The 26978-nt window shown below is 45.2% G+C and carries 27 protein-coding genes; 14 read left to right on the forward strand and 13 right to left on the reverse strand.

The window, feature by feature from the left end; all coding sequences use genetic code 11:
* Nucleotides 1-51 precede the first annotated feature (51 nt).
* The 3 genes from helD (at nt 52) to A6E01_RS14425 (ending at nt 3000) form a co-directional block, all read left to right on the forward strand.
* Nucleotides 52-2127 (forward strand): DNA helicase IV, encoded by a 2076-nt coding sequence (helD, locus tag A6E01_RS14415; RefSeq protein WP_065210532.1) that lies wholly within the window; start codon nt 52-54, stop codon nt 2125-2127.
* 63 nt (nt 2128-2190) lie between these two features.
* The gene (locus tag A6E01_RS21555; protein WP_237334543.1) at nt 2191-2652 is read left to right on the forward strand and encodes a hypothetical protein; all 462 of its coding nucleotides are present in this window, start codon (nt 2191-2193) and stop codon (nt 2650-2652) included.
* A gap of 117 nt (nt 2653-2769) precedes the next feature.
* Complete coding sequence (locus tag A6E01_RS14425; protein WP_017029889.1) at nt 2770-3000, forward strand: hypothetical protein; 231 nt, start codon at nt 2770-2772, stop codon at nt 2998-3000.
* A gap of 121 nt (nt 3001-3121) precedes the next feature.
* Here the strand turns inward: A6E01_RS14425 and A6E01_RS14430 are convergent, their stop codons facing one another.
* Nucleotides 3122-3577, reverse strand: a complete 456-nt coding sequence (locus A6E01_RS14430; protein WP_017029890.1) for a methylglyoxal synthase — start codon at nt 3575-3577, stop codon at nt 3122-3124.
* A 123-nt stretch (nt 3578-3700) separates the two neighbouring features.
* Between A6E01_RS14430 and queC the strand changes: the two genes are divergently transcribed.
* Nucleotides 3701-4408, forward strand: coding sequence for a 7-cyano-7-deazaguanine synthase QueC (queC, locus tag A6E01_RS14435; protein WP_133150924.1), 708 nt, complete (start codon nt 3701-3703; stop codon nt 4406-4408).
* A gap of 59 nt (nt 4409-4467) precedes the next feature.
* Here the strand turns inward: queC and A6E01_RS14440 are convergent, their stop codons facing one another.
* Nucleotides 4468-4650 carry a hypothetical protein gene (locus A6E01_RS14440; protein ID WP_026012716.1) on the reverse strand — a complete coding sequence of 61 codons (183 nt, stop codon included), beginning with the start codon at nt 4648-4650 and terminating at the stop codon, nt 4468-4470.
* 233 nt (nt 4651-4883) lie between these two features.
* Between A6E01_RS14440 and A6E01_RS14445 the strand changes: the two genes are divergently transcribed.
* The gene (locus tag A6E01_RS14445) at nt 4884-5285 is read left to right on the forward strand and encodes a VOC family protein (RefSeq protein ID WP_082961381.1); all 402 of its coding nucleotides are present in this window, start codon (nt 4884-4886) and stop codon (nt 5283-5285) included.
* 544 nt (nt 5286-5829) lie between these two features.
* Entirely contained in the window at nt 5830-6177 is a 348-nt protein-coding gene (locus tag A6E01_RS14455; RefSeq protein ID WP_017029895.1) for a helix-turn-helix domain-containing protein, read from the forward strand.
* A gap of 61 nt (nt 6178-6238) precedes the next feature.
* On the opposite strand, the gene A6E01_RS14460 is transcribed toward A6E01_RS14455, so the two are convergent.
* Nucleotides 6239-7708: a hypothetical protein gene (locus A6E01_RS14460; protein ID WP_017029896.1), complete on the reverse strand. Its 1470-nt coding sequence runs from the start codon at nt 7706-7708 to the stop codon at nt 6239-6241.
* Nucleotides 7709-7726: 18 nt separating this feature from the next.
* Nucleotides 7727-9094 (reverse strand): thrombospondin type 3 repeat-containing protein, encoded by a 1368-nt coding sequence (locus A6E01_RS14465; RefSeq protein ID WP_017029897.1) that lies wholly within the window; start codon nt 9092-9094, stop codon nt 7727-7729.
* Nucleotides 9095-9388: 294 nt separating this feature from the next.
* On the opposite strand from A6E01_RS14465, the gene A6E01_RS14470 reads away from it, so the two are divergent.
* Nucleotides 9389-10369 (forward strand): bile acid:sodium symporter family protein, encoded by a 981-nt coding sequence (locus tag A6E01_RS14470; protein ID WP_065210533.1) that lies wholly within the window; start codon nt 9389-9391, stop codon nt 10367-10369.
* Nucleotides 10370-10582: 213 nt separating this feature from the next.
* Here the strand turns inward: A6E01_RS14470 and A6E01_RS14475 are convergent, their stop codons facing one another.
* The 6 genes from A6E01_RS14475 to A6E01_RS14500 are packed head-to-tail and all read right to left on the reverse strand — an operon-like array spanning nt 10583 to nt 15084.
* Nucleotides 10583-11362, reverse strand: a complete 780-nt coding sequence (locus A6E01_RS14475; RefSeq protein WP_017029899.1) for a heme ABC transporter ATP-binding protein — start codon at nt 11360-11362, stop codon at nt 10583-10585.
* Nucleotides 11362-12426, reverse strand: a complete 1065-nt coding sequence (locus A6E01_RS14480; protein WP_017029900.1) for a FecCD family ABC transporter permease — start codon at nt 12424-12426, stop codon at nt 11362-11364. The genes A6E01_RS14475 and A6E01_RS14480 overlap by 1 nt, the downstream gene beginning before the upstream one ends.
* Nucleotides 12427-12428: 2 nt before the next feature.
* Nucleotides 12429-13274: a heme/hemin ABC transporter substrate-binding protein gene (locus A6E01_RS14485; RefSeq protein ID WP_065210534.1), complete on the reverse strand. Its 846-nt coding sequence runs from the start codon at nt 13272-13274 to the stop codon at nt 12429-12431.
* Nucleotides 13274-13693 (reverse strand): ExbD/TolR family protein, encoded by a 420-nt coding sequence (locus A6E01_RS14490; protein ID WP_017029902.1) that lies wholly within the window; start codon nt 13691-13693, stop codon nt 13274-13276. Before A6E01_RS14490 ends, A6E01_RS14485 begins: the two co-directional genes overlap by 1 nt.
* The gene (locus A6E01_RS14495) at nt 13690-14361 is read right to left on the reverse strand and encodes a MotA/TolQ/ExbB proton channel family protein (protein ID WP_017029903.1); all 672 of its coding nucleotides are present in this window, start codon (nt 14359-14361) and stop codon (nt 13690-13692) included. The genes A6E01_RS14490 and A6E01_RS14495 overlap by 4 nt, the downstream gene beginning before the upstream one ends.
* A gap of 24 nt (nt 14362-14385) precedes the next feature.
* Nucleotides 14386-15084 carry an energy transducer TonB gene (locus A6E01_RS14500; RefSeq protein WP_017029904.1) on the reverse strand — a complete coding sequence of 233 codons (699 nt, stop codon included), beginning with the start codon at nt 15082-15084 and terminating at the stop codon, nt 14386-14388.
* A gap of 202 nt (nt 15085-15286) precedes the next feature.
* Here A6E01_RS14500 and hutW point away from each other — a divergent pair, with 202 nt between their 5' ends.
* The 5 genes from hutW to A6E01_RS14525 all read left to right on the forward strand — a co-directional run bounded on the left by hutW (nt 15287) and on the right by A6E01_RS14525 (nt 22004).
* On the forward strand, nt 15287-16684 hold the full coding sequence (gene hutW, locus A6E01_RS14505) for a heme anaerobic degradation radical SAM methyltransferase ChuW/HutW (protein ID WP_065210535.1): 1398 nt from the start codon (nt 15287-15289) through the stop codon (nt 16682-16684).
* Nucleotides 16685-16699: 15 nt separating this feature from the next.
* Nucleotides 16700-17218, forward strand: a complete 519-nt coding sequence (gene hutX, locus A6E01_RS14510) for a heme utilization cystosolic carrier protein HutX (RefSeq protein WP_065210536.1) — start codon at nt 16700-16702, stop codon at nt 17216-17218.
* Nucleotides 17218-17799, forward strand: coding sequence for a heme utilization protein HutZ (hutZ, locus tag A6E01_RS14515; RefSeq protein WP_065210537.1), 582 nt, complete (start codon nt 17218-17220; stop codon nt 17797-17799). The genes hutX and hutZ overlap by 1 nt, the downstream gene beginning before the upstream one ends.
* Before the next feature lie 95 nt (nt 17800-17894).
* Nucleotides 17895-20051, forward strand: a complete 2157-nt coding sequence (locus A6E01_RS14520; protein ID WP_065210538.1) for a TonB-dependent hemoglobin/transferrin/lactoferrin family receptor — start codon at nt 17895-17897, stop codon at nt 20049-20051.
* Between the two features lie 171 nt (nt 20052-20222).
* A complete protein-coding gene (locus A6E01_RS14525; protein WP_065211017.1) occupies nt 20223-22004 on the forward strand; it encodes an ABC transporter ATP-binding protein in 1782 nt (593 codons plus the stop codon).
* Between the two features lie 145 nt (nt 22005-22149).
* Here the strand turns inward: A6E01_RS14525 and A6E01_RS14530 are convergent, their stop codons facing one another.
* Both A6E01_RS14530 and A6E01_RS14535 read right to left on the reverse strand, forming a co-directional pair.
* Entirely contained in the window at nt 22150-22827 is a 678-nt protein-coding gene (locus A6E01_RS14530; protein ID WP_017029910.1) for a MarC family NAAT transporter, read from the reverse strand.
* A 437-nt stretch (nt 22828-23264) separates the two neighbouring features.
* Nucleotides 23265-23822: a DUF4136 domain-containing protein gene (locus tag A6E01_RS14535; protein ID WP_065210539.1), complete on the reverse strand. Its 558-nt coding sequence runs from the start codon at nt 23820-23822 to the stop codon at nt 23265-23267.
* 155 nt (nt 23823-23977) lie between these two features.
* On the opposite strand from A6E01_RS14535, the gene A6E01_RS14540 reads away from it, so the two are divergent.
* Nucleotides 23978-25153 carry a BamA/TamA family outer membrane protein gene (locus tag A6E01_RS14540; protein ID WP_017029912.1) on the forward strand — a complete coding sequence of 392 codons (1176 nt, stop codon included), beginning with the start codon at nt 23978-23980 and terminating at the stop codon, nt 25151-25153.
* A 98-nt stretch (nt 25154-25251) separates the two neighbouring features.
* Here A6E01_RS14540 and A6E01_RS21460 read toward each other — a convergent pair whose 3' ends face one another.
* Entirely contained in the window at nt 25252-25401 is a 150-nt protein-coding gene (locus tag A6E01_RS21460) for a hypothetical protein (protein WP_017029913.1), read from the reverse strand.
* 444 nt (nt 25402-25845) lie between these two features.
* Here A6E01_RS21460 and A6E01_RS14550 point away from each other — a divergent pair.
* A protein-coding gene (locus tag A6E01_RS14550; RefSeq protein WP_167714325.1) for an IS3 family transposase occupies nt 25846-26924 on the forward strand; the annotation gives its coding sequence in 2 pieces (ribosomal slippage) (nt 25846-26095 and nt 26095-26924; 1080 coding nt in all).
* Nucleotides 26925-26978: the final 54 nt, after the last annotated feature.

Here is a 26978-nt window from a genome sequence, read left to right on the forward strand (position 1 = left end):
ATAGTAAACTGAAGCGGTTCAACCCGAAATCTTAAGGACAAGTACGCTAACATGCAGTTGCAAGCCACCCCGTCAGCTCGTTTTTTCTTACAAGACGAATACTTTGATATCAAGCTAGAGAAGGATCAGTTGGTTCTTACCTCTCGAGAGAATCAAACCTCGATTCCTTTTTCGGAATGGAGCGGTAAAACCTCCATTGAGCGTGGCTTAGTATGGGGAAGCATTACCTTTTATGGCTACCAGCAACAGCAAGCTGATGAAGCGGTGCAAAACGCCTGGCAGATCCAGGGGTTATCTTGGGGAAAGGCCAAGTCATTTGGCCGAACTGCCGTTCAGTATTATGAGAAGTGGCACCGCCTGCAATGTCGTCAGCTGAACCTCTACTTGCCTAAGTGGCAACAAAAACTGCAATTACTGCGTCAGAAGCCCGCGTACCTTGCACACTCCGAGTGGCGTTCTTGGCAAGAGATGGTGCATGCTGATCTTGAAGAGATGAACATCAGCTTGAATGATGCAAACCAGCGCATGCCTGAAAATATGCAGGAGGTGAACCAATGGCTATGCCCTAAAGGGGACATGGTTAAGGAGCGTAATGAACTCTGGCTCACCAATGAAACTCAGAACTGGCAAGTGTTGTTTGCTCAAATTGAAAACTCTCCTCTAAATGCGTCTCAGCAAAAATCGGTCTTGCTAAATAATGATCACAACTTGATCTTAGCGGGAGCGGGTACCGGTAAAACCAGCGTACTTATGGCTAGAGTGGCGTATCTATTGCAAAGTCATCAAGCCCAAGCTGAAGATGTTGCCCTGCTCGCGTTTGGCAAAGATGCTGCCACGGAGATGTCACAGCGCCTATCGAACAAAATAGGTGTGACGTCGCAAAAGGTGAATGTAAGTACCTTCCATAAGATGGCGCTGCATATTATCCAACATGTGGAAGGCAGCCCGGCGAAGGTGAGTTCACTGGCATCTGAGAGCAAGCAAAAGCAGCAGTGGTGCGCACAATGGCTAAAAGAACACTGGACTAACGCCACGAATTTTAAACGCTGGCAAAAACATCTATCACAATGGCCTATTGCCTATCTGAAGGGAGATGTGGACCTTGGTAGCCAGTTTGAAAACCCGAAATTGATCGCTTGGCTTGATCAACAGTTGGATCAACTGTGCTCGATGAGTGTCACCAAGAAATCCATTCAACAGCAGATTATTGAGCATCCTGAGTATTCGCGTCTTAATAGTGAACTGCAGTTGGTGTGGCCTTGTTATCAAGCGTGGAAACAGTACTTAAAAGAACAAGGTGAATTGGATTTCCATTCAATGATAGAAAAAGCCACGCATTATGTGTCTAAGAATCGATTTAAGGCTCCATGGCGCTACTTAATGGTGGATGAGTATCAAGATATTTCTCCTGCGCGCTTAGCGTTAGTTGAAGCGATTGTGAATCAACCCTGCGAGCAAGGAAGACGCTCGTTATTTGCCGTTGGCGATGACTGGCAGTCTATTTATCAGTTTGCTGGCTCAGATGTAAACCTGACTACTGGCTTCCTTGAGCGCTTTCCAGATGCGGCGACGCACCATCTCGATACCACCTATCGTTTCAATTCCCAGATTGCGGACGTGGCGGGCGAGTTTATACTGCAAAACCCTCTGCAGCTCACTAAAACCCTCACCGCACACAAGCAGCAAAAACAAAAAGCGGTGTCAGTGGTTGCCGAAGCTAAGCTAGAGAAAACACTGCAACGTGTGAACAACACTCACAAGCCCTTGTCGGTTTTAGTGCTTGGGCGCACTCACAAAGATAAGCCGAGCAAGCTTAAGCAATGGCAATCGGAGTACAGCAACCTCGAATTTAGTTTTATGACCTGTCACTCGAGTAAAGGAAAAGAGGCTGATGTTGTGCTTCTGATGGGAGTGAATGAGCATAACTTCCCACAAAAAGAGCGAGCACCGCATCTGGATGTCGCGCTTAAATCAAGTAACGAATCTTTCCCGTTTGCAGAAGAACGCCGTTTGTTTTATGTGGCTCTGACTCGCGCAAAACAAGAGGCGATTGTGAGCTACGATCTTCAGCCATCTCCCTTTATCACAGAGCTACTTGAAGGCTCCTATGCAGTGAAAAAGAAGTAAATTACTTTAAAGGTTGGTGAGCTTATTCGAAAATCTAGTGTTTATTTTGTTGTAAGCCTTAGCTTGCTCGCTCTAGCTGGCTTGTTTTCGTTTGCCTCAAACCAGAGCTTACCTCCTGCATCTGAGTTAATGATTCGCTCAGGGCAACTCAGTTCATTGAAATATCTCACTCCTGTTCGGGGCAGCAAATCGGTACGCCTACAATTGATTGATGGAAGTTGGTTTCAGTACTCCTCTAAAGCCGGTGATATTGAGACAGTCTATCGAGCATTGCAGCGCAACGAAGGGGAGCTCTTAAAAGTAGGATACGCTTATGGGTTTAGTGGATCTCCGGTTGGCGATGAACGTCAGTTCTACAACGTACTTTCTTTACAAATTGGCTCTCAGACAATAAAAAGCTATCAGCAAATTGAAGATGCTTGGAAGAGTGATAATCAGCTTGCGGTGATAGTGGGTAAGGGGCTTTTGATCGCTAGTGCATTGCTCGTATTGTTTGGAGGAGTGCTCCGTTTTCGTGGCCAATAAAGATCAAAACTGCAAAATCGGACTATTAAATCTAAAAATGGAAGAGGAACTATCTAGAGTTGTAACTACACTATAGGTGCGCACACAGCTTAAACAGTGTTTAAGAAGGAGGTTCCAATGAACCTAAAAGTCATCATCATATTGTCATTATTATTGGCAGTTATTTATCTGGGATTCAACAGCAATATCCCACAGCTCAACGCTTTCAAAAACTTCATTACTGGCACCTTTTCTACTGAAGTTGCGGAAAACCGCGCTGGTACTAGTAATGACAATCGACGCAAGCGTCCAGTTCCTGAGCCGTATGAAGAGGATACTGAAGTGGATGCCAACGTTTATATTGAGTAACAATTATTTTTAGGTAGTAAAAATGATTAAGCCACCTTCGACTAGTAATACTAATTTAGGTGGCTTAACGGGAAGAGTATTGTTCAAAGATAGTGAGGGCTGATCTTTGGTCAGGACTTTTCTAGGTACGTTTCGCTAGGTAAGACTCGTAATCTGGAATCGCAATTTCCACTTCTTCACCAATCAAAGAAGAGTCAAATAGGAATCGCGCGGTAGCACGGTTGGTGGCTACAGGAATATTCCATACGCTCGCGATACGAAGCAGTGCTTTTACGTCAGGGTCGTGCGGAGCGGCATTCAGCGGGTCCCAGAAAAAGATCATTACATCAATTTTACCTTCTGCAATCATTGCACCCAACTGCTGATCGCCTCCCATAGGGCCACTGATCAGGCTTTTAATTTCAAGACCCGTCTCTCGGCTAAGTAGATGGCCAGTTGTGCCAGTTGCATACAGAGTATGCTTTTCTAGCTTTTGTTGGTTTTCTTTGGTCCAGTGAAGGAGTTCTCTTTTGTAGTGGTCGTGAGCTACTAAGGCTACGTGCTTGCGAGCCTGCATAGTACGGGTGGTTTTTTCCATGGTTCATTACCTAATTTTTGTTGTCGTTTCATAAGATATTACCATTACTCTTATTGGCTGTGGGGACAGATTTAAAAATTTGTTTTCCCTGATAAATTTGTTAGATTGTGCGCGATTAACTCAATGTCAGTGAAAGGTATAAGTATGAACAAAGCGGTCGTTATTTTCAGTGGAGGTCAAGACTCTACAACCTGCCTAGTGCAAGCGCTCACACAATTTGATGAGGTGCATGCGATTACTTATGACTATGGTCAGCGCCATCGTCAAGAGATTGAGATTGCTCAGAAGCTAGCAAAGAAGCTAGGTGCAAAGGCACACAAGGTAATGGATGTAACATTGCTTAATGAATTGGCTGTGAGCTCTCTGACTCGAGACGATATCCCGGTTTCTCACGACCTTGGTGAGAACGGATTACCAAACTCTTTTGTACCTGGACGCAATATCCTATTCCTAACGCTAGCAGGTATCTACGCCTATCAAGTCGGAGCAAAAACCCTGATCACCGGTGTCTGTGAAACAGATTTCTCGGGTTACCCAGATTGCAGGGATGAGTTTGTGAAGGCGATGAACGCAGCGCTTTCACTGGGAATGGATTACCAGTTAGATATTAAGACTCCGCTAATGTGGTTAAACAAGGCGGAAACATGGGCCATGGCGGATCACTATAACGCACTAGAGATGGTGAGGGATGAAACCTTGACCTGCTACAACGGCATCGTTGGTAGAGGTTGTGGGGACTGCCCCGCTTGTGATTTAAGAGCAAAAGGTCTTGCTGAGTATCAAGACAATGCCGATGAAGTCATGACGTCTTACAAGCACAAATCGCAGTAAGAATTGAAAAGGCTCCGACATACCGTAGGAGCCTTCATTTGTGTTTTATACATAATGTCCTAATAATCATCCTCAGTTAAACGTCCTTCGATTGCGTAAGGGTCGTCTTCGAATACGTGATTTGCTCTTCCTCTAAGAGTCTCCAGTTGTTGCTCCAACATGTCCATCGTTTCAAAATTTCCCTCTGAGCAGGCAATGTAAATTTGTTGCTCGAGATCTTCTATTCTGTCGCGTACGGTCATCATAATCGCCTCCCTAGGTATGCAGTGTTTATGCTTACGAGCGGCTTACTCAATTGGCTCACCATGAAGATCATTAATCTTCACTTTCAACAAACGAGTCATACTCTGACTTTCAACGGAATTATAGTTCATAAAATAACCAGTAATGTTGTGCGTAGAGAGGACGGTATTAAGATCTAGCGCTAAGCTTTTGACTCTACTAAAAAAGAAAATTAATAAATTTTAGTGAGACAATGATGATAGAGATCCAAGGTATTGATCACGTGGTTTTGCGCTCAACCCAAGTGGAAAGCATGCTATCGTTCTACTGTAACGTTCTTGGATGTGAGGTAGAAAGGCGTCTTGCTGAGGAGGGACTCACCCAGCTTCGAGCAGGCAATGCGCTGATAGACATTATTGATGTTGATAGCCCACTGGGGAAGCTTGGTGGTAAGCCACCGCAACAAAACGGGCGCAATATGGATCACTTTTGCCTGCAAATAGCGCCAATCAATCAACAACAGTTACTCGCATACCTGCGTAATCATGACGTCGATATCTTGCCTGATGCAATTCGTTACGGGGCGACGGGGTTAGGTTGGTCTTTATATGTGCACGATCCAGAGAAGAATGTGGTTGAGCTTAAGCCTGTTTAAATGCCTTTTGATTTGTCATCATGCTCGAGTACTTTTCTGGGTCAGCACTTTGGCTGGACATCATTGGTTGAGTATCAAAGTTAGCTATGTGCGCACTAAGATCCTGAATCAAGTTCAGGATGACGGCTGTTTTAGTCTGCGCTTTTAACCGGGATCTCATCAACATCAAACTCCAAAAGTGCGTCATACTGGAAAATACAGAGTATTTATCCAGTATCTTAGAGTGAACATAGTTGGCTAAGGCACTTCATAAGATCCTAGATATTTGCTGTGCAAATTCTAGGATGATGGTTTAGGTTTTGATTCTAGCGTTTGAGGGCATCTACTTCATTACGGTGGCCCCTTAACTTGCTTATTTGAATTTGAGCTCTCTTGACTCGCTATCAATAGCTCTAACCTATTCAGTAGGGCGATGAATGTGCGTTCAACAAATAACCGTGTGCAATCTGTCACTGTGCAAACAGTAAGCTTACGCATTATTGACATAACAATAGGTGGCAAAAGGGACACTATCTCTATGTGAAACTTACCCCCGTTGAGCCCGATGGAATTTACTGAACAAGACAGAGCTGCCCTATACGAAACATGGATGTCCCAAAAAGCCAAGATGCGTCTAACGCAAATGGAGATCTCCCGAAAACTAGGAGTATCTCAGGCTGAATTTGGACAATTGCTTCGTGGACGCGCGCCCCTAACATACCCGTTTATTACTCGCTTTTGTGAGTACCTCAAGGTTGATCCAGCCTATGCGATCCCATCACTGCGTGTGAATGTCACCGTTGAAAACAGCGTTGTTACTTTATGCTCGAGAATGTCAGTGGATGGCGATATCAGAAATGTATATGTGGATGGTAATCAGGTAGTTGTAGAGTACGAGCATCGTATTTGCTGATAAGAACTGAAAGGCAGGCCATTGTGGCCTGCCTTTGTAACGCTTCTAACTCATATCAAACTTAAGGGGTAGGGTTACACGTGCCTTCTGAGAAATCACGATACTGACCATTCGATTCGAAGTACATAAATTCCATAGGATAATCATCTCTAGAATTACAGAAAAAGCTCAGTACATCGTAGCTTGTTGAGTCAACTGCAGTTGGCGTGCGTAATGTAGAGTAAGCCCCTAAACTCCAAGCAAATTCCGCTACATTAGTTATATCAAAGTGATTCCAAACGTTCATATCACTTGAGTACAACCCCATAGTGTTAGTATAAACATCATCAGCGCTAAGGGTCGAGCGACCTTCGGCGTAGATATTACCACTGATAGTCAATACTTCAGCGTCAATCGATGAACCGGTTCGTAAAGTGAGATTTGTTGCTGTGATATTGTCAACCTCAGCGCTACTGTTTTGTTCTAGGTAGATCTCAGAGTCAACGGTTAATTCTTCAGCGTAGAGAGTACTACCTCCATGTAAGTCGAACTTAGGTGCAGTGATACTCTGAACATCAATGTTGCTATTACCTACTGCTTCAATTGGACCGTCCGAATCAATGCTGGTTACTCGTACTTTTGCCCCTTGCGCTAGGCGGAACCCGTCAGTGCCGACAGAAACAGCCTCTGTTTTAATACCTGCTCCCATATCCATATATAGATTAGTGGAAGCGGTTATTGAGATATCTGCGAGGGCAATACCATTTTCCCGAAGAGCTAGAATAGGTGTAGTAATAACATCACTGCTAATAATAGAACCTCTCCGAACTACAATCTCATTGTACGCAGTGATCTCGGGCGCAGTGAGGTAACTATTGTTTTTCACTCCAATATAGTTGGCAGTCACTCGAGAGTTCGTGTTGAACACAGAATTATTCGCGATTATTAATTCGTTAAAGTCGGTGTCTTGGCTAAGCCAAACGCGAGAGCTGTTCGAAATATCTAGATTTGTGCCACTTTCCAGACTATTTATAGCCAAGGTAGCGTTGCCATCAACACTAATCCAGCTATCCGCATTGAACGTGACCCCTTCTACCCAACCTGAACCGCCACCATCGTAGTGAAAGCCGTAAGGAACATCTAAGTAGGTAAAGCCGATGTTTGGTCTATCAATATGGATTGGAGAATTGTAGGCATTTGTTATAGAAGCACTAATAACATCTGGGTGCTTTGTAAACATCATTTGCCCACGGTTTGCTTCCCCACCAGTCCATTCACAATCTCCCGTGATCTGTACAATGATAAAGTCTGCGGTATGGCTATGCTCCATAAATGTTGTTAACTGTGTTGGTTCGGTAGAACAGTCAACATCATAAGTGATAGCGCCTGATTTAGAGCCTGCGTCCTCCATCTTATCGATCAAGTACTGGAAGTTTTCATTCATTTTCGACGCTTCGATGTAGTCGCCGCTTTGAAAGGTGGTAAGTTCAGCCCCAACAGCACTTGTTGCGAATGATACGAGAAGTAAAGTAGTAATAGTATTCAGTTTCATAGTTAAATCTTCCTTAATTTAAAGCCATTTACTTGAACCAAAGGTCGCATCACCAAAGGTTGCTAACGTTTCTGTGTCACAAGCATCACCTATGCCATCATTATCAAAGTCTTTTTGTGCATCATTCGGCACATATGGGCAGTTGTCGTCTGAGTCTGCGACTGTGTCGTTGTCATCATCGGTATCAGCGTTGTCACCCGTACCATCGTTATCAAAGTCGTGAGTTTCATCTTCGTTTTCAGGGAAGGCATCTTCATTGTTGCCAACACCGTCACCGTCGGTATCTAGGGTCTCTTCAGGATCTAATGGGAAAGCATCGCCGTTATCGCCCACTCCGTCGCCATCACTATCGAGGGTTTCGTCGCCGTCTTTAGGGAAAGCGTCTTTGTTATCCCCAACACCATCGTCATCCGTATCTTTTGTTTCGCTCGGGTCTTCGGGGAAGGCGTCGCCGTTGTCACCAACACCATCTTTATCGCTATCTTGAGTTTCCGTTGGATCACTTGGGAATGCATCGCCGTTATCACCAACGCCATCTTCGTCAGTATCTATGGTTTCGCTAGGGTCTAAAGGGAATACGTCGCTGTTATCGCCAACGCCGTCGTTATCTGAATCAAGCCATTCGCTGCTATCCATTGGGAAGGCATCGTTATCATCTAGATAACCATCGTTATCTCGGTCATTGTCTCCTTCGTCTTCAACAGCCTCATAGGTCTCGCCGTCAGTGATGATGACTTGGTCAGCCTCGAGTTCTTTGACGACAGCGATTACCTCGGTAACCTCTTCTGTCTCAGTTAAGTAGTTTTCAGTTTCTGAAACCTCAACAGCTTCTTCTTCGGTCTCTGGCAAAACGCCGGTTTCCACTATGTTTGCCGCCTTGTTCGCTACCTCATCAACCTCTGTATAATCGGTCATCAGTTGCTCTTCTGGTACACCAACAAGTTCAGCCACTTCGGCAGTTGCTTCCTCTTTCGAGGCGCCGGTGGTGTCCATTGTTATCTTCACCAGGGTGGTGAATGGGGTAATGTTGGTTTCTCCTGCGGGGGCCGACATAACGAAATCGTAAGTTATGGCTTTTTCTGGTTCATCCTCGTCTATGGTCTCTCCCTTGATAGCCTTCACGACCACTGGATAGTCTTGATAGTTATCAATTCCAGATACATCCAAACTCGTTAATCCGCTATCTCCACTTCTTGCTGAGGGTTCTCCTTCGTCAAGTTGATAATTGTCATTAATATCAAGCCAAACTAGGGCATTGCGTAAATACCCATCTATGGCTTTAACTTCCAATACGTCTTTGCTTGTCGAAACTTGCGGTGAGTCACTGTCACTACACGCTACGAGTAAACAAGACGCTATAGCTAACACCAAGGTCTTCTTTTTCACTGTCAGACTCCTTCCTGAAACATATTGTTACTTTTGTTTGTCAATATCTTGGCAATTTAACCAATTTGAAACAAATAAGGTTTGAGCGTTATTTGCTATTTATCAAGTAGGAGCGAAATATAATTACAAATAGCAAGATCCTTCATAAGAAAATACTCCATATTTTCTTACATGGTCTACGGATATAGTTATTTGAATATTTTGGCACAATTTATAGGGTAATAATCACAGTAAAATGATGTATTATTACAGAATCAAGAATATTAATTTTAATTAGTTGAAGTTGAAGTCGCAGTGCAGATAATCAAAAAAATAAAAAAGGAATGGTTCCTTGTTGGCATGGTCATGGCTATTGTGCTGGCAGTGCTTACTCCTGATTTGGGAAAGACAGGCGGTACGTTGCACCTCGATAGTGTGACAGTGCTGGGTATTGCGCTGGTGTTCTTTTTACATGGACTGGGTTTGTCACCAAAGGTTATTGTTGAGGGTCTTTCTAACTGGAAGTTGCACCTATATGTTCAGGGTGCCACCTTTGTCGTATACCCATTGTTGTGGGTAGTGTTTGGGCAGGGATTTCTTGCATATATGCCGGCAGCCTTGGCATTTGGTTTTTGCTATTTATTTGTACTGCCGAGCACTATTTCTTCTTCTGTTGCAATGACCGCTATTGGTAAAGGAAACCTTCCAGGAGCGATATTTAACGCCTCTCTATCTAGTATTCTTGGTGTATTTATTACCCCTTTACTTATCCAAGTTTTTATGGGCATGGAAGGCGCTGAATTGAATCTAATGGATTCGGTAATATCCATTTCTAAGATGTTACTTTTGCCTATGATATTAGGGCAAATAATGCGTCCATGGTTACTTGAGTGGACTCAAAAGCATAAAGCAGTTGTGAATAAGTTAGACAAATACGTGATCCTTCTTATTGTTTATAGCGCATTTTGTGACTCCATTGACCATGGTATTTGGAGTGACTTCTCACCGACTCTGCTACTCATCTCTGCGTTGATTTGTTTGATTGTACTCATGGTGATGGTGCACGGCATACAGTGGGGTGCACGCAAGGTTGGCTTTACACACCAAGATGAGGTGGCTGCGGTATTCTGTGGTACTAAAAAAACCTTGGCCGCCGGTATCCCAATGGCCAAGGTTATCTTTGCTCACGACCCTAATTTGGGGATGATACTGCTACCCATCATGCTGTATCACCCGATCCAGATTTTCTACTGTGCCGTGCTGGCGAATCGCTATGCGAAGGTCGCAACGGCTTAGTGTTTTACTGACTATGGTTGTATCTAAGATCCTGACTTTCGTCAGGATGACAGGGTCGGGGTCAGTTCAGTTGCTAAGATATTGATGGGATTTTAAGTTTGCTGTTCGCGATAGTTTAATTTCAAATACACAATCCAAATTAACCGTCATCCTGATGAAAATCAGGACCTTAGAGACTGCCTAACTTAGGTTTACCCCCTATCGACAACACAATCAAGCCGCCGACAATATCACCGGGTGACGGTGTGTTGGATGCGGAACTATCTGGGTTTTCCAGCGGTAGACTTCTTCAATGGTTTGCGAGTTCAGTACTTCCCAAGGCGTGCCATCGGCGACGATATTGCCTTGGTTGAGTACCACAATTCTATCGGCGTATTGTGCCGCTAGGTTGAGGTCATGGAGCACAGCTACAACACATGCGCCTGAGTCGGCCTGAGCCTTGGCGAGCTTGAGTGTGTTGTGCTGGTGGCTCAGATCAAGGGCAGAGGTTGGCTCATCAAGGAACAGCACCTTATTGTGTTCAACTGAGTCTAATTGAGTAAGTACGCGCGCAAAATGAACGCGCTGTTTTTCCCCTCCTGATAGGCTAGGGTAAAGGCGCTGCGCAAGAGGAAGCACCCCGGTTAGGTTCATTTTTTCTCGGGCGATGCGGCTGATGGCTTTCTGCCCTCCAGACAGGGTTAACCCGCCTAATTCAACTACTTCTTGGGCCGTGAAATTGAAGGTCAGTGAGCTAGATTGTGGCAGTACGCCAAATTGTTTCGCAAGTGATTTCTTATCCCAATCTTGAGTGCGTTTGCCAAACAAAAAGTGCTGCCCTGTATAAGGCATTTCATTACTCAGCGTTTTGAGTAGGGTACTTTTACCTGTGCCATTTGGACCAAGAAATACGGTGAACTCATTGGGGTAAAATTCAATGTTTATCTTATCTAGAATTGTTCTGTTGCCAATACTGACGGAAATATCGGAGCACTGAACGGCTGGTGTGTGCATTAGATTCGTCCCTTTTGTGAGATAAGTAGCCATAGGAAGAATGGAGCACCTAATACTGCGGTAATAATACCTACAGGGATTTCCAAAGGAGCGACTAGGATTCGCGATAGCATGTCCGAAATGAGCAGAAGCAACGCCCCTAGTACGGTTGCAAGTGGGATCAGCACCTTGTGGTTTGGCCCTGCAATCATTCGTCCTAGGTGAGGAACGATCAGGCCAATAAAGCCAATCATGCCAGCTAGAGAGACGGTCACGCCCACGCCAGCTGCGGTAAGAAGAATCAAGCGACGCTTTAGCCTTTGCACGTCGATTCCTAAGTGACCTGCTTCTGCTTCACCCAGCAGTAAAGCGTTAAGATTTGCAGATTCTCGGTAGAACAAAACACCAAGAACTAGCAATACGATGCCCCCAAATACAACCCCAGAGAAGTTGGCTCCTGCCAGTGATCCCATTGTCCATAAAGACAAATCACGTAAGGCTTGGTCGTCAGCATAATAGTTGAGCAGTCCAAGCATTGCTCCAGAGAGTGCGCCAATGGCGACACCGGCCAGTAGCATCATAGTAACTGACGTGCCGTTAGGGGATGTGCCCAACTGGTACACTACAAGTGTGGTAATCGCCCCGCCCAAAAAGGAAAAGACAGGAACTGTGCCAAACATTAAAAGGGTAGGGTAGGTTTGGGCAAGAGAGCCAAACACTACGATGGCCAAAGCCGCGCCTAATGCTGCACCTGCAGACACACCGATAATGCCAGGGTCAGCCAGTGGGTTACGAAACAAACCCTGCATAACAGTGCCACAGATCGCTAATATCCCACCAATAGCGATAGCAAGTAGCGTGCGCGGAAGCCTGACTTGCTGCACTATCATGTTGACGTGCGCCGGCAGTTCAGAGCTTGGCATACCCGGCATGGTGAAGTCAGGAAGCAGTGCACTCATGCTTTGAGTAAAGCTGATATCCATAGGACCAACACTGATCGAAAGGATGCTAGCAAGGTAAACCCCTAGCAAAGCAATCCCCAGCAGTGCTGGCGTTGGCAATTTCAATGGCGATGCAAAGTTCATGATCAGTTGCGCTCAAATGTTTGATGTAGTGATTGGCTTAACTCAACACTCTCAATGCCAAAGCCGCCAATAATGGCACTGCCTGGAATTGGAATGATCTTATTCTTAGTTGCCGCTGGAGTCGCCGCTAGCAGAGGGAACTTTTCGATGATCCCCTCTTGTCCGCCTAGGGCATCCCAGGTACGTTGGGCTACCAATATATAATCTGGCTGAACGCCTACAATCGCCTCAAATGACATCGACTTGTATGAGCTGAAATTGTCATTAATTGGGTTGGTTGCACCTGCAAGCTGAATGATCTTATCGATAGTAGTTTCAGATCGTGCGACCGTTGCGGGCCTTCCTTCACTGAGCATGGCGAATATGGCTTTTGGATTATGTGTCGAATCAAGGTTCTCTAAGGTCTCAATCTGTTGATGGAGCTGTGCTTTTAACGCTACAGCTTGCTCTTGCTTACCTGTGATCTTGGCAATGGTGTCGATACGATCTGCAAGATCGGCTTCGCTATCCCCTGATGGAACTGTGATGACCTCAATACCTGCCGATTCAAGGAGTTTTAAAGTAGAGTCTGGCCCCATCTCATGTGAACCAATCACATGGGTTGGGTTTTGCGCCATCAGGCCCTCGGCAGAAAGCTGACGATGGTACCCCACTTGAGGCATTGCGCCTGACTTATCAAAATGGCGACTGGTTACGTCAATGGCAACCAGCTGATCTTTGGAGTCTAAGGCGTACATCAACTCAGTGATGCTAGAGCCAACACTTATGATTCGATTTTGTTCACTCGTCGAGTTGGCAAAGGCCGGTAGCACGAAGAAAAGGCTAAGTAGTAACAGGAACGGTTTCATTATTTACTCTCTTCCATGACGATATTGGTAGCGTCGATATTATTGTTTTGCAGCCACGCAAGAACCTTAAGCATGGATTCTACGTCGGCGGATTTGTCGGGTGAGATAATCAAATCTCGTTTTGGTGAGGACTGAACTTGCAGTAGCAACTCACTAGTGAATGCCTCCCAGTCTGAGAAACTGACCCCATCAATGGCCCATTTAGGCTCGGAGGCAAGAATATTTATGGCAATCACTTCTTTGTCTTGATCGTTTAGCACCTGAGCGTCGTCCGTTTGAGGGATCGCTACATCCATGGTTTTTATGGTGATGTTGGCGGTCAATAGAAGAAACACCATTACGATGAAGATGATGTCCAGCAAAGGCGTAAGGTCTGGGGTAAATTCTTCATCAAACAAGCTGGATTGCGACTTGATCATGCGACGACCTCTTCACAGTTTTTAGCATTGTCTTGGCAGTCAATGTAGATGCCTTCTATGTGCAGATTGCTGTGGTTTAGGGTGTACTCAATCTTGGCCAAGGTTTTCTCAACCCACATGCTAAGGAGTTGCGCTCCAGTAATAGCGGGTAGGGCAATCAATAGACCTACCGCAGTTGTTGACATGGCTAAGCCAAGACCATCGGCAAGGACTGCCGGAGAGATTGCTCCTGAGGTGTGAGCTAATCCTTTGAACATATCAATCAAACCAAGCACTGTGCCTAACAAGCCAATCAAGGGGCTGATAACGCCAATAATCGATAGAATGCGGATCCCTGATTTATACTGCTGGCGCTTTTTGAACAACCAAATGCTGACTGCTTCTTCTCGCAGTTCCTTGGTAAAGCTGCGGTGCCCAAGGAGCATACGCATTGCTTGATAAATGATGGTTTTCCCTTGTAAGTCCTGCTCTATAAAGCGTTCAACTTGCGCTGAATTCGCGAAGTTGATGTGGTGCACCTTAGAAAGAATCTGCGTGGTATGAGTTCGTCCATTAACCAACATGAAAAGGGTGCGTTCAATAATGAGCATCAGAGTAAGGGCTGAGAGTACCGTCAGCGGTATGGTCATCATTCCGAGTTGGCCGTGAAGCGTTATCAAGATTTGCATAGTTTGCTCTAGTTAAGTTTGCTTTTAGTTAAGTTGAAAGTTAATGGGAACTTGCACTCGGTAAGCGATGCGTTGCCCTTGTTCGTTTCGGCGTTGAAATTGCCACTCTGAAACGGCATTAAGCGCTGCTTCGTCTAACAGTTTGTGCCCAGAAGAATTCACCACTGTTTGCTTGATCTGTTTCCCTTCTTCATTGACCCAAATCTCCACCAATGTGCTTCCTTGCCAGCCGCGTTTTTGCGCAAGCCTTGGGTAACTCACGGGTGTTGGCTTGGCTGAAAATGTCGGCTTTTCGACCATTTTCGGCTTGCTGGCAGTGGCGGCATTAGTCGATGCGGTTTGCGGTGTTTCCGTTTCTGTTTCTGCCTTATCCTCAACAGGAGCCTCTTTTGGCGTAGGTTCGATAGGCTTCTCAGGCTCACCCACCGCTGTTTTAGCCGGTCGTGGCTCTATGGATTTGGCAGGGGTGGGCTTTTTTTCAACAACCTTCTTCGGCTTGGCAACAGGCTTTGGTGTTTCCTTTTTTGGCTCTGGCTTTTTTGGAGCTTCTTTCTTCTCAGCCTTTTTTTCTGGTTGTGCTAAAGAGACAAACTGAATGCTAACCGCATGCCCCTCATTGCTACTGGCAAGACTTATCTCCTGCTTTGGCGCAGAGAATGATAAGGCAACCCCATGAATTAAAAGGGAAACAGCGCCAGCAACTAGATATCTGTATTTCTTCACAGTGGTTGGAAACCAATCGTATTCGAGTCTTAATGAAAAGCATTATGCAGATAATGCGAATAATATCAATTATCATTTGCATTATTTATCAAGATCAATATAGTGGTCACAAATTCGAGCGAATGAGATTTGTTCGCATTTATATTTGTGGCACAAATAATAGCAATTCGCCACGTAGCACATTGAAAAGCTAGAAGAAACAATGAATCTTGAATTGAACAACCAGGACCTGCTTGACCCAGAAATAGTGGGCAACCATTCACCAGACCCATTACGCTTTGCTTTTGCGAAAAAGAAAGGCCCACACGCAGGAGGAATGGCAAAGCCAGTTCCAACTGATCTCACCCAATCAGCACTTACTGAAGCTTTCTCTAAGCAAGGGGATAAGGGACCTCGTTGTCTTTATATCCATATTCCCTTTTGCCGTGTGCGCTGTACCTACTGCAACTTCTTCCAATATGCCTCTAGCACTAAGCTGATAGATGAATACTTCGAAGCGCTGAAGAAAGAGCTGCTATGGAAGGCTGCAATGCCTTGGACTCAGGCATTTCCGTTTCAAGCGGTGTACATCGGTGGAGGCACACCCACAGACCTAAGTGCGGCGCAGATCAAGCAGTTGGGGCAGATGATTCGCAGTCATTTTCCGCTAACCCCAGATTGTGAAATTACGTTGGAAGGGCGTATTAATCGCTTTGACGACCAGAAATTTGAATCTGCACTTGAAGGTGGCATCAACCGATTCTCGTTTGGTGTGCAAAGTTTTGATACTAAGGTTCGTCGCAGTGCCAAAAGATTGAATGATGGTGAAGAAGTACTAGATCGCCTTCAGCACTTTGTGAGTTATGACAGCGCGCCTATCGTTATCGATCTTTTGTATGGACTACCCCATCAAACTCTAGATACGTGGGCTTCAGATCTTGAGCTGTATCTAGAAAGTGGTGCCCACGGCGTTGATTTATACCAGCTGATTGAAATGCAGAATCTGCCAATGGGACGCTTGGTTGAGCAAGGCAAACTGCCAGAGCCTGCTAGCACGCAAGTGAAGGCAAGCATGTACCAGATGGGTGTGGAGTTTATGGCTAAACACCATCAAAGACGCCTTAGTGTCAATCACTGGAGTTCTGACAATCGCGAACGCTCTATATACAACAGCTTGGCGAAGACATCGGCTCAAGTAATGCCACTTGGCGCAGGTGCTGGTGGCAATGTGAATGGCATTAGCTCAATGCAATACCGTGATATGGAAAAGTACATTGAAGCTGGTAAAGCGGATGAGTTTGCCGCAGGCATGGCGTTTTACAGTGCGCCAAATGCCAGCTTAGTGAATAGCATCAAGGCGGCCTTTGACCGAGGCGTTCTTAGCGACAGAGTGTTACCTCAAGGCATGTTCGCAGCACTTAAACCACTGTTTGAGGCGTGGCAAAAGAACGGATTGGTCAACCTAAGCGGTGGTTATCTTTCATTGACCCTAGCAGGGCAATTTTGGTCAGTAACGCTGGCGCAGAATCTAATACAGGTGGTTTCCGGTAGCCAAAAACCGAATCACCTGATGAAAAAACATAACAACAAGTTCGATAAAAAAAGCATCAAAGCAGCTTAATTTTAGGGGGAGAAGATGTACACATCATTAACTAAACAGCAGGTATTGGAAGCGGTCGCTACCATGATGGAAAGCGATGACGCAGTTCCAGTATCGCAGATGGCCAGCGAGCTGAATGTCACAGAAGGCGAGATTACCTTCGTATTGCCATCTAACATGATGACAGCGGTACCAGGAGAGAAGGCTCAGGAGATTCTAGAGGCGCTTCCTGCATGGGGTAAGGTCACTACTATTGTGCACTCGTTCGGCTCTATCTTTGAGTACAAAGCCTCTTTCCCTAAGGGCAAGGTTGCGCATGGATACTACAACTTGATGGGGCGTGAAGGCGAACTCCATGGTCACTTAAGACTGGATCTTGTTGAACATATTGCCTTGGTTTCAAAACCATTTCGCAAGATGGCTAGCCATTACATCGGCTTCTATGACCAGGCAGGGGAGTGCGTATTCAAGGTTTATCTAGGCCGAGACAAAAAGCGTCAACTTTTCCCAGAACAAATTGAAAAACTAGAGCAGCTAAAAAAGGAATTTGCATAATGAGCACTCAAAACGCAGAAGATCGCGCTGAGATCAGACAACAACGTCTACAAGGTCGCTTGGGTCCAGAGGTTCAAGAGTTTCGTAACGCTTGCCAAACTCTGCAGCTTGCGACGATTACTAAAGATGGTCTGCCACACGTTAGCTATTCTCCCTTTGCGTTTGACCAAGCGGGTTATTACATCCTCGTGAGCGACTTAGCCGCTCATGGGCAGAACCTTAAAGGCAATAAAAATGTCTCTATTATGATGGTTCAAGACGAAGCGTCAGCAAAGAGCGTTCATGCAAGAAAGCGTCTGACTTTCGATACTACAGCAGAGCATATCAATAAAGACTCTGAGCAAGGTAAGGCGGGCGTTCAAGCATTGATTGAACGTTTTGGCGAAATGGCTCAAAACCTAGCGCAGCTGGGTGATTTTAATCTCTACAAACTGACACCTAGCAGTGGTCGCTACGTTAAAGGCTTTGGCCAAGCATTTAATGTCTCAGGTAATGATCTTGTAGATTTCCTTCACCTCAATGAAGGGCACGTCGAAAAAGAGAAGCAAAAAATCGCAGAACTGACTGCCGAAAAAGCCTAACTCTTACTTTTCATAATCAACATTTTTTCTAGCCGACTGATATTTTCAGTCGGCCGGGCACTTACATTTTTATAAAACGGATTTTGGGTCAAACCATGTACAAAAAAACAAGTCTGGCATTAGCCATCAGTGCAGTGTGTGCATCATCAGCAGTGTTCGCAGAAGAAACCTTCACCTTTGATGAGGTTGTGGTTTCAGCAACGCGTACGGAACAAAATAAGAGCGATGTCTCCTCTTCTGTTGCGACAGTGAGCCGCGAGGATCTTGATGCGGAAATGAACAGCAATCTTAAAGACACTTTGAAATATACACCGGGCGTTCAGGCTCAAGGCAGTGGTCGCTTTGGCGTATCGGGCTTTAACATTCGCGGTATGGAAGACAGCCGCGTTAAGGTGATGGTCGATGGGGTTCAGCAGCCGGTACCTTATAACCCAGGTGCTAGCCAGCAGCGTAAATATCAAAACACCATAGAAACAGACACTCTGGCGGGAATCGAAGTAAACAAAGGTCCATCGTCAAGCCTATACGGCTCAGATGCACTGGGTGGCGTGGTATTGATGCGCACCAAGAACCCTGACGATGTACTGGTTACAGATGGCTATGAGCACCGCTTTGGTATCAAGTCGGCTTACTCTTCGGTAAACAGCGAGTTTAAGAACACAGCGACCTGGGCAATGCGCCAAGGCAAATGGGAAACCATTGCTATGTTTACCTATGCTGATGGCAGTGAATATCAGACACACGGTGATGGCGCAGACATCCTAGGCCCAGACCGTGGTGCCGCTGACCCCGCAGACACTCAGCTATACAATGGATTGGCAAAGGTATTTTACCAAGCGAATGACGACCATCGCGTTGGTCTAACCTTTGAATACTTTGATTACCAGTATGATTCATACCTAGCCTCAGAAGAGGGCTATGAGATCATGCCTGGCTTTGTATATACCGACTCGTACGTTGAAGATAACAACAAGCGAATGCGTGTAGGCTTCGAGCATGAGTGGGCAATGAATAGCCTCATCGCTGATGATCTAGCTTGGAAGGTCTCGTATCAAACGACCGAGAGCGAATCAAACAACTACGATACAACCAACTGGGTTTCTGGCGGATTCCCTATTTACACTGACCGTATTCGTAACCGTCAGCGTGTTGCTAAAGACGACTCGTACCAATTTGATATGCAGTTTAACAAGCTGATTATGGCAGATAGCCACTACCATGAGCTGACGTATGGCGGAAGCTTCCTGTATAACGATTTCTCATTGGAAAACACCGATCACTTCATCCAAAGCGGCACAGGTGCGCCACCGAGTTCTGCTCCGGGAAGCACAGGCCTGCCTAATGCAACGGTGCAACAATGGGGCATCTTTGTCCAGGATCAGGCGTTCTTGATGGATGAGAAACTGGTGCTTTCTGCGGGTCTACGTTATGACTCATTCTCGACAGACCCAGACACTTCAGATGGTTATGATGTTGAGCATGAGAGCAACGACAATGACGCTGTGACTGGCCGTATTGGTGCGGTTTATCATGTAGCAGATTGGTTCAGCCCATATGCACAAATTAGCCAAGGCTTTAAAGCGCCAACCGTTTATGACCTGTATTACTCATACAGTGAAGGTGCCATCTTCCAAGGTAACCCGAATCTAGACGCAGAGACGAGCATCTCGTACGAAGTGGGCTTCCGTGGTAAAGGCAAGATTTACCAGTATGAAGTAAGCAGCTTCTACAACGAGTACGATGACTTCATTACTAGCAAGAAGATTGGCGAGTCTGGCGGTAAAGATATCATCACCATGGTGAACATTGATGAAGCGCGAATCTATGGTGCTGAGGCCGCTGGTACCATCCTTGGTCCTAAGGGCATGTACACTAAGTTGAGCATCGCTTACGCCTATGGTGAGGATGTGAATACGGGTCGTGAGCTCGATTCAGTGGCGCCGCTAACGGGTGTCATTGGACTTGGTTATGACAACGAGAACAAGACTCTGGGCGCGCTAGCTAATTTCACCATGGTGGCAAGCAAAGACAGCTGGACTGAAGAGGACAATGTAGAGGCTCCGTCATACAGCATCCTTGACGTGACAGCCTACTACCGTCCAATTCAAGACCTGACCTTACGTGCAGGCTTGTTTAATGCCTTTGACGAGAAGTACTGGCTGTATGAAGACCTGAGCGGCAAAACAGAGCGCACAGACTTTGATACTCAAGCAGGTCGAAACTGGGGTGTGAACGCAGAATACTTCTTCTAAACACATTTCCATTGAAAGCCGAGCTCCTTATAGGGGCTCGGCTTGTTGTGTTTTAGAGCATTTAAAACATGATAATCAATCAATAATTAAACAAGATTTCAATTCAAAGCGTACAATTGATATTAGCAATCATAGAAAGGATTTTGAGTGACCGAACAACAAGCTGGCGAGATGCCAAAGCTCAATAAACAGTGGTTATATCAGCAGGCGATGAAGCATAAACAAATGATTATCTACGCCAACTTTATCGCATTTGTTGCGACCCTGATGAGTGTACCCATTCCCTTACTTTTGCCTCTCATGGTAGACGAAGTCTTACTTGATAAACCTGCCAAGGGTTTGGCATTCCTCAACTCATTTTTGCCTCAGGGGCTGCAAACAGCCACCGGTTATATCGTCACAGTTCTTCTTCTGATCATCGTAATGAGGATCGGAAGTCAGGCCCTTAATATCTTGCAAACCCGCCAGTTTACTTTGGTATCGAAGCAGCTTACCTGTCAACTGCGTCAGTGGATCCTCGACAAGCTAGGTCGTGTGTCCATGCAGCAATATGAGGAAAAGGGTAGCGGGGGGCTGACCTCTCATCTAGTGACCGATATAGAGACCATTGACAAGTTCATTGGTAATACGCTGAGTCGCTTTGTGATTAGCGTACTTACCGTCATTGGTACTGGCGGGATCCTTCTGTGGCTTAATTGGCAACTGGGCTTATTTATTATCTTAATGAACCCTGTGGTTATCTATCTTTCTCGCATGCTTGGGCAAAGAGTTAAGCACCTTAAAAAGAAGGAAAATCAATCTTTTGAACGGTTCCAGCAGAGGCTAGTAGAAACCTTAGATGGCATCTATCAGCTTCGTGCCGCTAACAGAGAGCAAGAGTACTTAGGCAAGCTAAAGCAAGATGCCGAGTCTATACGAGTAGATGCTGACAAGTATGCGTGGCAATCGGATGCTGCAAACCGCTTGTCGTTTTTGATGTTCCTTATAGGCTTCGAGATTTTTCGCGCTGCGGCTATGTTGATGGTGCTATTTAGTGACCTCACCATAGGGCAGATCTTCGCGGTGTTTGGTTATCTGTGGTTCATGCTCTCGCCGGTTCAAGAGCTGCTGAGTATTCAGTATTCTTGGTACAGTGCGTCGGCTGCAATGAAGCGTTTGAATGGTATATTGGATATGCCGGAAGAGAACCGTCCTATTGCGACTGTTAACCCTTTTGAGAAGGGCGAACCTATTGAAGTTGAGTTCAAGAACGTCAGCTTTGCCTATGATGCGGAGCGAAACGTACTGGATGACTTCTCGCTAAAGATCCCGAAAGGCAAGCGTGTGGCTTTGGTGGGTGCATCCGGTGGCGGAAAATCTACATTGATTCAGCTCCTACTCGGTATTTATCAAAAAGACAGCGGTGACATTCTGGTTAACGGGCATACTATAGAAACAGTCAGCTATGAGGCATTGCGAAAAGAACTAGCGGTCGTGCTGCAACAACCGATGATCTTCAATGACACGCTTCGTCAGAACCTTACCCTTGGACAAGACTATAGTGATAATGAGCTTTGGGGTGCCCTTGAGGTGGCTCAACTTATTAGCCTAAAAGACACTTTACCTAACGGGCTCGATTCTCATATCGGTCGTCAAGGTGTTCGTTTATCTGGAGGTCAACGACAAAGGCTAGCTATTGCTCGAATGGTTCTGAGCAACCCTGAATTGGTTATTCTAGATGAGGCGACCTCAGCGCTTGATACCTCCACCGAGGCAGCGCTACATCTTGCGCTAAATCGTTTCTTGAAGAATCGTACAACACTCATTGTTGCCCATCGACTGTCTGCCGTTAAACAGGCAGACCTTATCTATGTTCTCGAAGACGGAAAGGTCATACAGTCGGGTACACATATAGATTTGATTGAAACGGACGGACTTTATCAGACTTTGTATGGGTCGTTACAAGCAGGGTAAGTTTGGTAGTAAGGGAAGTGTCTTAGGCATCAAGCTATCAGGCCTTCTTGTGGGGAAATATAAAAGGAGCTCAAATGAGCTCCTTTATTTATTGGTTCTTTGACATAGAGTTAGAACCATTAGCAAAGTCACATGTTACGTTTAATTAGTTCGCATTGAGCGAAATAGCATTTAATAGTGGTTCCATAAAGCGTTCACTTGCGAAGTAGCCTCCTAAGCCATCAAACACAAATTGGAAAGCGATACAAATTAGTATAAAGCCCATGATTCTTGTTAGTGCATCTAAGCCCGTGACTCCAAGCACTTTTGAAATAAACGGGGCTCCTCGCATTGCTAGCCAGGCAACGAATACAACCACTAAAATACCGGTTGAAATGGCAAAGTAACCAGTTAGATTGTCTGAACCAGCAGCCATACTGATCACAACAGAAATCGAGCCTGGGCCACTTAGCGATGGCATAGCTAACGGTGTAAAAGCGATATCATCCTTACGTTTTGATTCTGCTTTTGCCTCATCAGAAATTTCCTGACTATTTCCCTTTGGCGACAACATACTAAAACCAACTTGCATAATGATTATGCCACCCGCTACCCTAATCGCTGGTATTGAAATGCCAAAAAACTCAATAATGATTGCACCAGACCATAGGAAAACAAGCAATATACCCGCCATGAAAAAACAGGCTTTAAGTGCTTGCTGGTTAGACCATTCTTTCGTGTGCCCACGAGTCAATGACAAGTATAAGGGGATGGTACTAAAGGGGTTAGATATTGGCAGTAGTGCGAAAAAGGTTAGCACTATGACTTCAAAAAAGCTCAGCATTCGATGTGTCCACTCTGTTTATATCAATAAGAAATGACGGTTTAAACTTCATAATTCCTTCGGCACCAAAGTACGATGGCCTTATGTGGTAGTTTTGTTAGAAAGAAAGTATCTAGAAATGCCGGTATTTGACATGAATTTCAGCGATTCAATTCTGGTGTTGAAAAGCAGTTCTGTGGGTAAGCGGAGGGTTAGTTACTAGGTGTATCCTAGGTGTTTTGCGTACTTCATCGTGTGAGTCTTTTGGCTATTGAGCTAATTCACTTTTGCCCCAAAGTGACACAGAGAGATTGGACTCAGTTTTAAATGCTTTACGGCAGCTTACAGGTTGGTTAATCATTAAAACGAAGCCGGCTCATGAGCCGGCTTTTTATTCTGCGAGAGGTGGCTATACCAACCGTACTAAATAACTGATCACTTACTTAGTGTGATTGGTACTATTGTGCCACAGGCATCTCTTTTAGCATGGTATCAACGTAGCTTTTTATCCTATCTTGGCTGTTCTCTGGATCCATCTCTGGAGCTGAAGCACCTTGAGCTAGAGCCCTCCACTTTAGCTCCATAAGCGGATAGTTATACATTGCGATGAAGATAGTACCTTTCTGCTCACTATCGCTAAAATCAGAGGCAGGAATGCCCGTAGCAAGCTGTGTTTTATCGAACAACTCATCGTCATTTAATGCAGACTCAACCGCTACTCCGTAACCAACGATGAAGTTGGGTTGTTGTTGAAGTGATACTCTTTGATAGCCCTTTTCTGCTAGGCTTTTACCTATGGCTTCGTTAAATACGTGCTTGAGCGTTTTCTTGCTGACTCCTGAGTCAACATACGCGACGCCTGATTTAGGGTGCCAAGCATAGGTTTTCGCTCCTGGTCGAATGAATTGATAGTCACCGCTAGAAACGATACCGATGGCATAATTATTGGCAGGTTTAGTCGTTGTGGTACAGGCGGATAAAACTAGGGCAAAAGCTACAGCAAAAAGCCACTTCATGATCACCTCAAAACAATAGAATAAGTAATGTTAAATATTTGTTTAGTTGAATGGTTCATGAGGTAGAATAGACGAGTAAACAATTAAAAGTCCAGTTAAAACCGTAACATAGGGTTGTTACATTCTTGCATACATTCATACGAAAAGGATTTCATGTGGTAAAAGGAATTTATTACCCGTGGTTGGCAAGCACTTTAGCTCTATTGAGTTGTCCATCATTAGCGGTAGAACCACTCTTCCCAACACCTGCTGATGCAGAGCCCACCTTTGTTGATAAAGCATTTGATTTTGTGGGTGCCGATGGTGGGTTTGACCCTGATAAAGGGGTGGATATGAGTTATATCCCGTCAGTGTTTTATAATCCAGAACAAGAGTTTGGTGGGGGAGCTTTGATTATAGGGCTTTACAAAACCGACTCCGCAATGGATTTTGAACAGCCTTCCTCTTTTGTCGTTAACGCCTATGTATCAACCAACCTATCCGTAGGGGTGACGTTTGATAACATTACCTTCCTCAATAACGGAAACAACCGCTTCGAGATTGATGCAGAAATTCATGACGAGCCCGTTGTGTATTATGGACGAGGCTATGACTCTACCAGCGTTGATGATAACAAGGTGCTGTATACGGAAACCTTAGTGACACTAACCCCACGTTGGTATCACCGTATGGCAGACAACTGGTTTGTTGGTTTAGGGGGTAATATCACCTACGTTGATACTCGAGACCCTGAAGTGGGTGATGAGGTGAATAACGGTGGTAACCCGATCCTATTCAATGATTTAGAATCGAACACGTCTGCCGGCGGCTTTGTTACCTTGCTATACGATAGCCGAAACTATGTCGAAAACACCGAAAGAGGAACGCTACTCCAGGCTGACTTTGGCGCCTATTACAGCGACCTCAATTCAGATTCGTTTGGTAAGTATGATATTGAACTTGCTCACTTCATTGATCTAGAGCCGGTACCAGGCGTGTTGGCACTGCAAGGCCAAGGCAAGTTCACATCTGGCGATGTACCTTGGAATCGACTCCCTGATCTGGGGGGAGCGTATTCAATGCGTGGCTACATACTAGGACGACATCGTGATGAACAGATGGCCATGGTACAGGCGGAGTATCGACTGCCCATTTATCGCCGCTGGGGGAGCGTTTTCTGGGCCGGTGTAGGCTCCATAGGCGAAGATGTTGATCAACTAAGTGATGATGTACTAACCACCTATGGTTTGGGGCTACGTTATCGCTTGAAGGGACGGATTAACTTGAGGGCTGATCTAGGGTTTGGTGAGGACGAAACCTTATTCTATTTCAATGTAAACGAAGTCTTCTAGCCGGTAGCTATCTATTACTATTAAAAAAGCGACAGTACCTCTCTTTATTACTGAGAGGGAGGCTGTCGCTTTTTATTTAGGTGTAAGCAAAATAGAAATTAAAAGAAGTGGCCTAACCCGTGCAGTGAAGAAATAAGACTTGGCAGTGCAATTAAGCCAATTTTTACCGCAACAATAATGGCAATAAGACGTCCAATTTTGTGTGTAGTTGCTTTGTTTATCTCATCTGCATGCTGACTGTATATCATGCGAGTACCTCATGAGTGAATGAATATAGGGCTAACTTACTCTCAATCATGGTCAAAAAAAGTGCACATTGTGAAAAGTTTGAACTGCATCTAGGAGGTGGTTCGGTTCTATGATGTCGACCACATAATGGAATATGAGTGCAATTTCATGGGTTATGAGTGAGGTTTCAGGGATTTTAGCTGTCAGCTGTCAGCTGTCAGCGACAAGCGACAAGCGACAAGCCACAAGTTACCAAGCCTGAGATGCCCCGCTAACGACATGCGGGAATGACGTGGAGTATTTGATGTGTATATCGTCACAGGTATACCGTCATTGCCGAAGTCTTTTATCGGCAATCTTTCTGTTTGTGTGTTCTAAAATTCCCACTCACGGGGTAATCCCCCCAAAAAGTAACAGCATGAAAAAGTAGAATTTTCTCGTATAGTTAATACAGGAGATTCAACATGAAAAAATCACGATACACGGACAGTCAGATCCTCTCGATCTTAAAACATGCAGAAGCGGGAACCCCGATCCCAGAGCTTTGCCGAGAGCATGGTATGAGCAGCGCAACCTTCTATAAGTGGCGCTCAAAATACGGAGGTATGGACGCTTCCCTTATGGCTCGAATGAAAGAGCTTGAAGATGAAAATCGTCGCCTTAAAAAGATGTACGCGGAAGAGCGCTTAAAAGCCGAAGTCATATCTGAAGCCATGGCAAAAAAGTGGTGAAGCCCTGTGAGCGTCGCAAGATGGCTCAGCACTCGGTGGCGAACAACACAATTAGCATACGACAGGCTTGCCGTTGGTTTAGTGTCAGTGAGACTTGCTATCGGTATCAATCAAAAGGGCAACCTGAGAATGAACAGATAGCTCAGTTGCTTACTGAGTTGGCCGAAGACGAGTCTGACTGGGGTTTTGGATTGTGCTTTAACTATCTTCGCAATGTTAAGGGGCATACTTGGAATCACAAGCGGGTCTATCGCATATACTGCGAACTGGCTCTAAATCTGCGTATCCGTCCGCGAAGACGACTAAATCGTAATGTACCAGAGCCACTAAAAGACCCGATCAAGCCGAATCAAGTTTGGTCTATTGATTTTATGCACGATCAACTTTCCGATGGACGTAATTACCGCCTGTTTAATGTCATTGATGACTTTAAGCGTGAAGGATTAGCTATCGAAGCTGATTTCTCTTTACCAGCAGAAAGAGTTGTTAGGGCTCTAGAGCAGATAATCGAGCAACGAGAACAGCCTATCGCCATTCGCTGTGATAATGGGCCGGAGTTTATCAGCGGTCATTTTATTGAATGGGCTAAAAATCGAGGTATTCGTATTGACTATATACAGCCAGGTAATCCTCAGCAAAATGCTTATGTTGAGCGTTTCAACCGAACCGTCCGATTTAGTTGGGTAAGCAAGTATCTATTTGATTCGATAGCGGAAGTACAAGATAAAGCAACTCGTTGGCTTTGGTTCTACAACCATGAACGCCCACACAAAGCGAATGGAGGGCATCCACCACTGAAAATAGCCGCATAAATTCTACGAACAAGTGCCGTTATTAATGGGAGGATTACCACGGCATGTGAGAAT

The organism is Vibrio breoganii, from assembly GCF_001677275.1.
Lineage (GTDB): Bacteria > Pseudomonadota > Gammaproteobacteria > Enterobacterales > Vibrionaceae > Vibrio > Vibrio breoganii.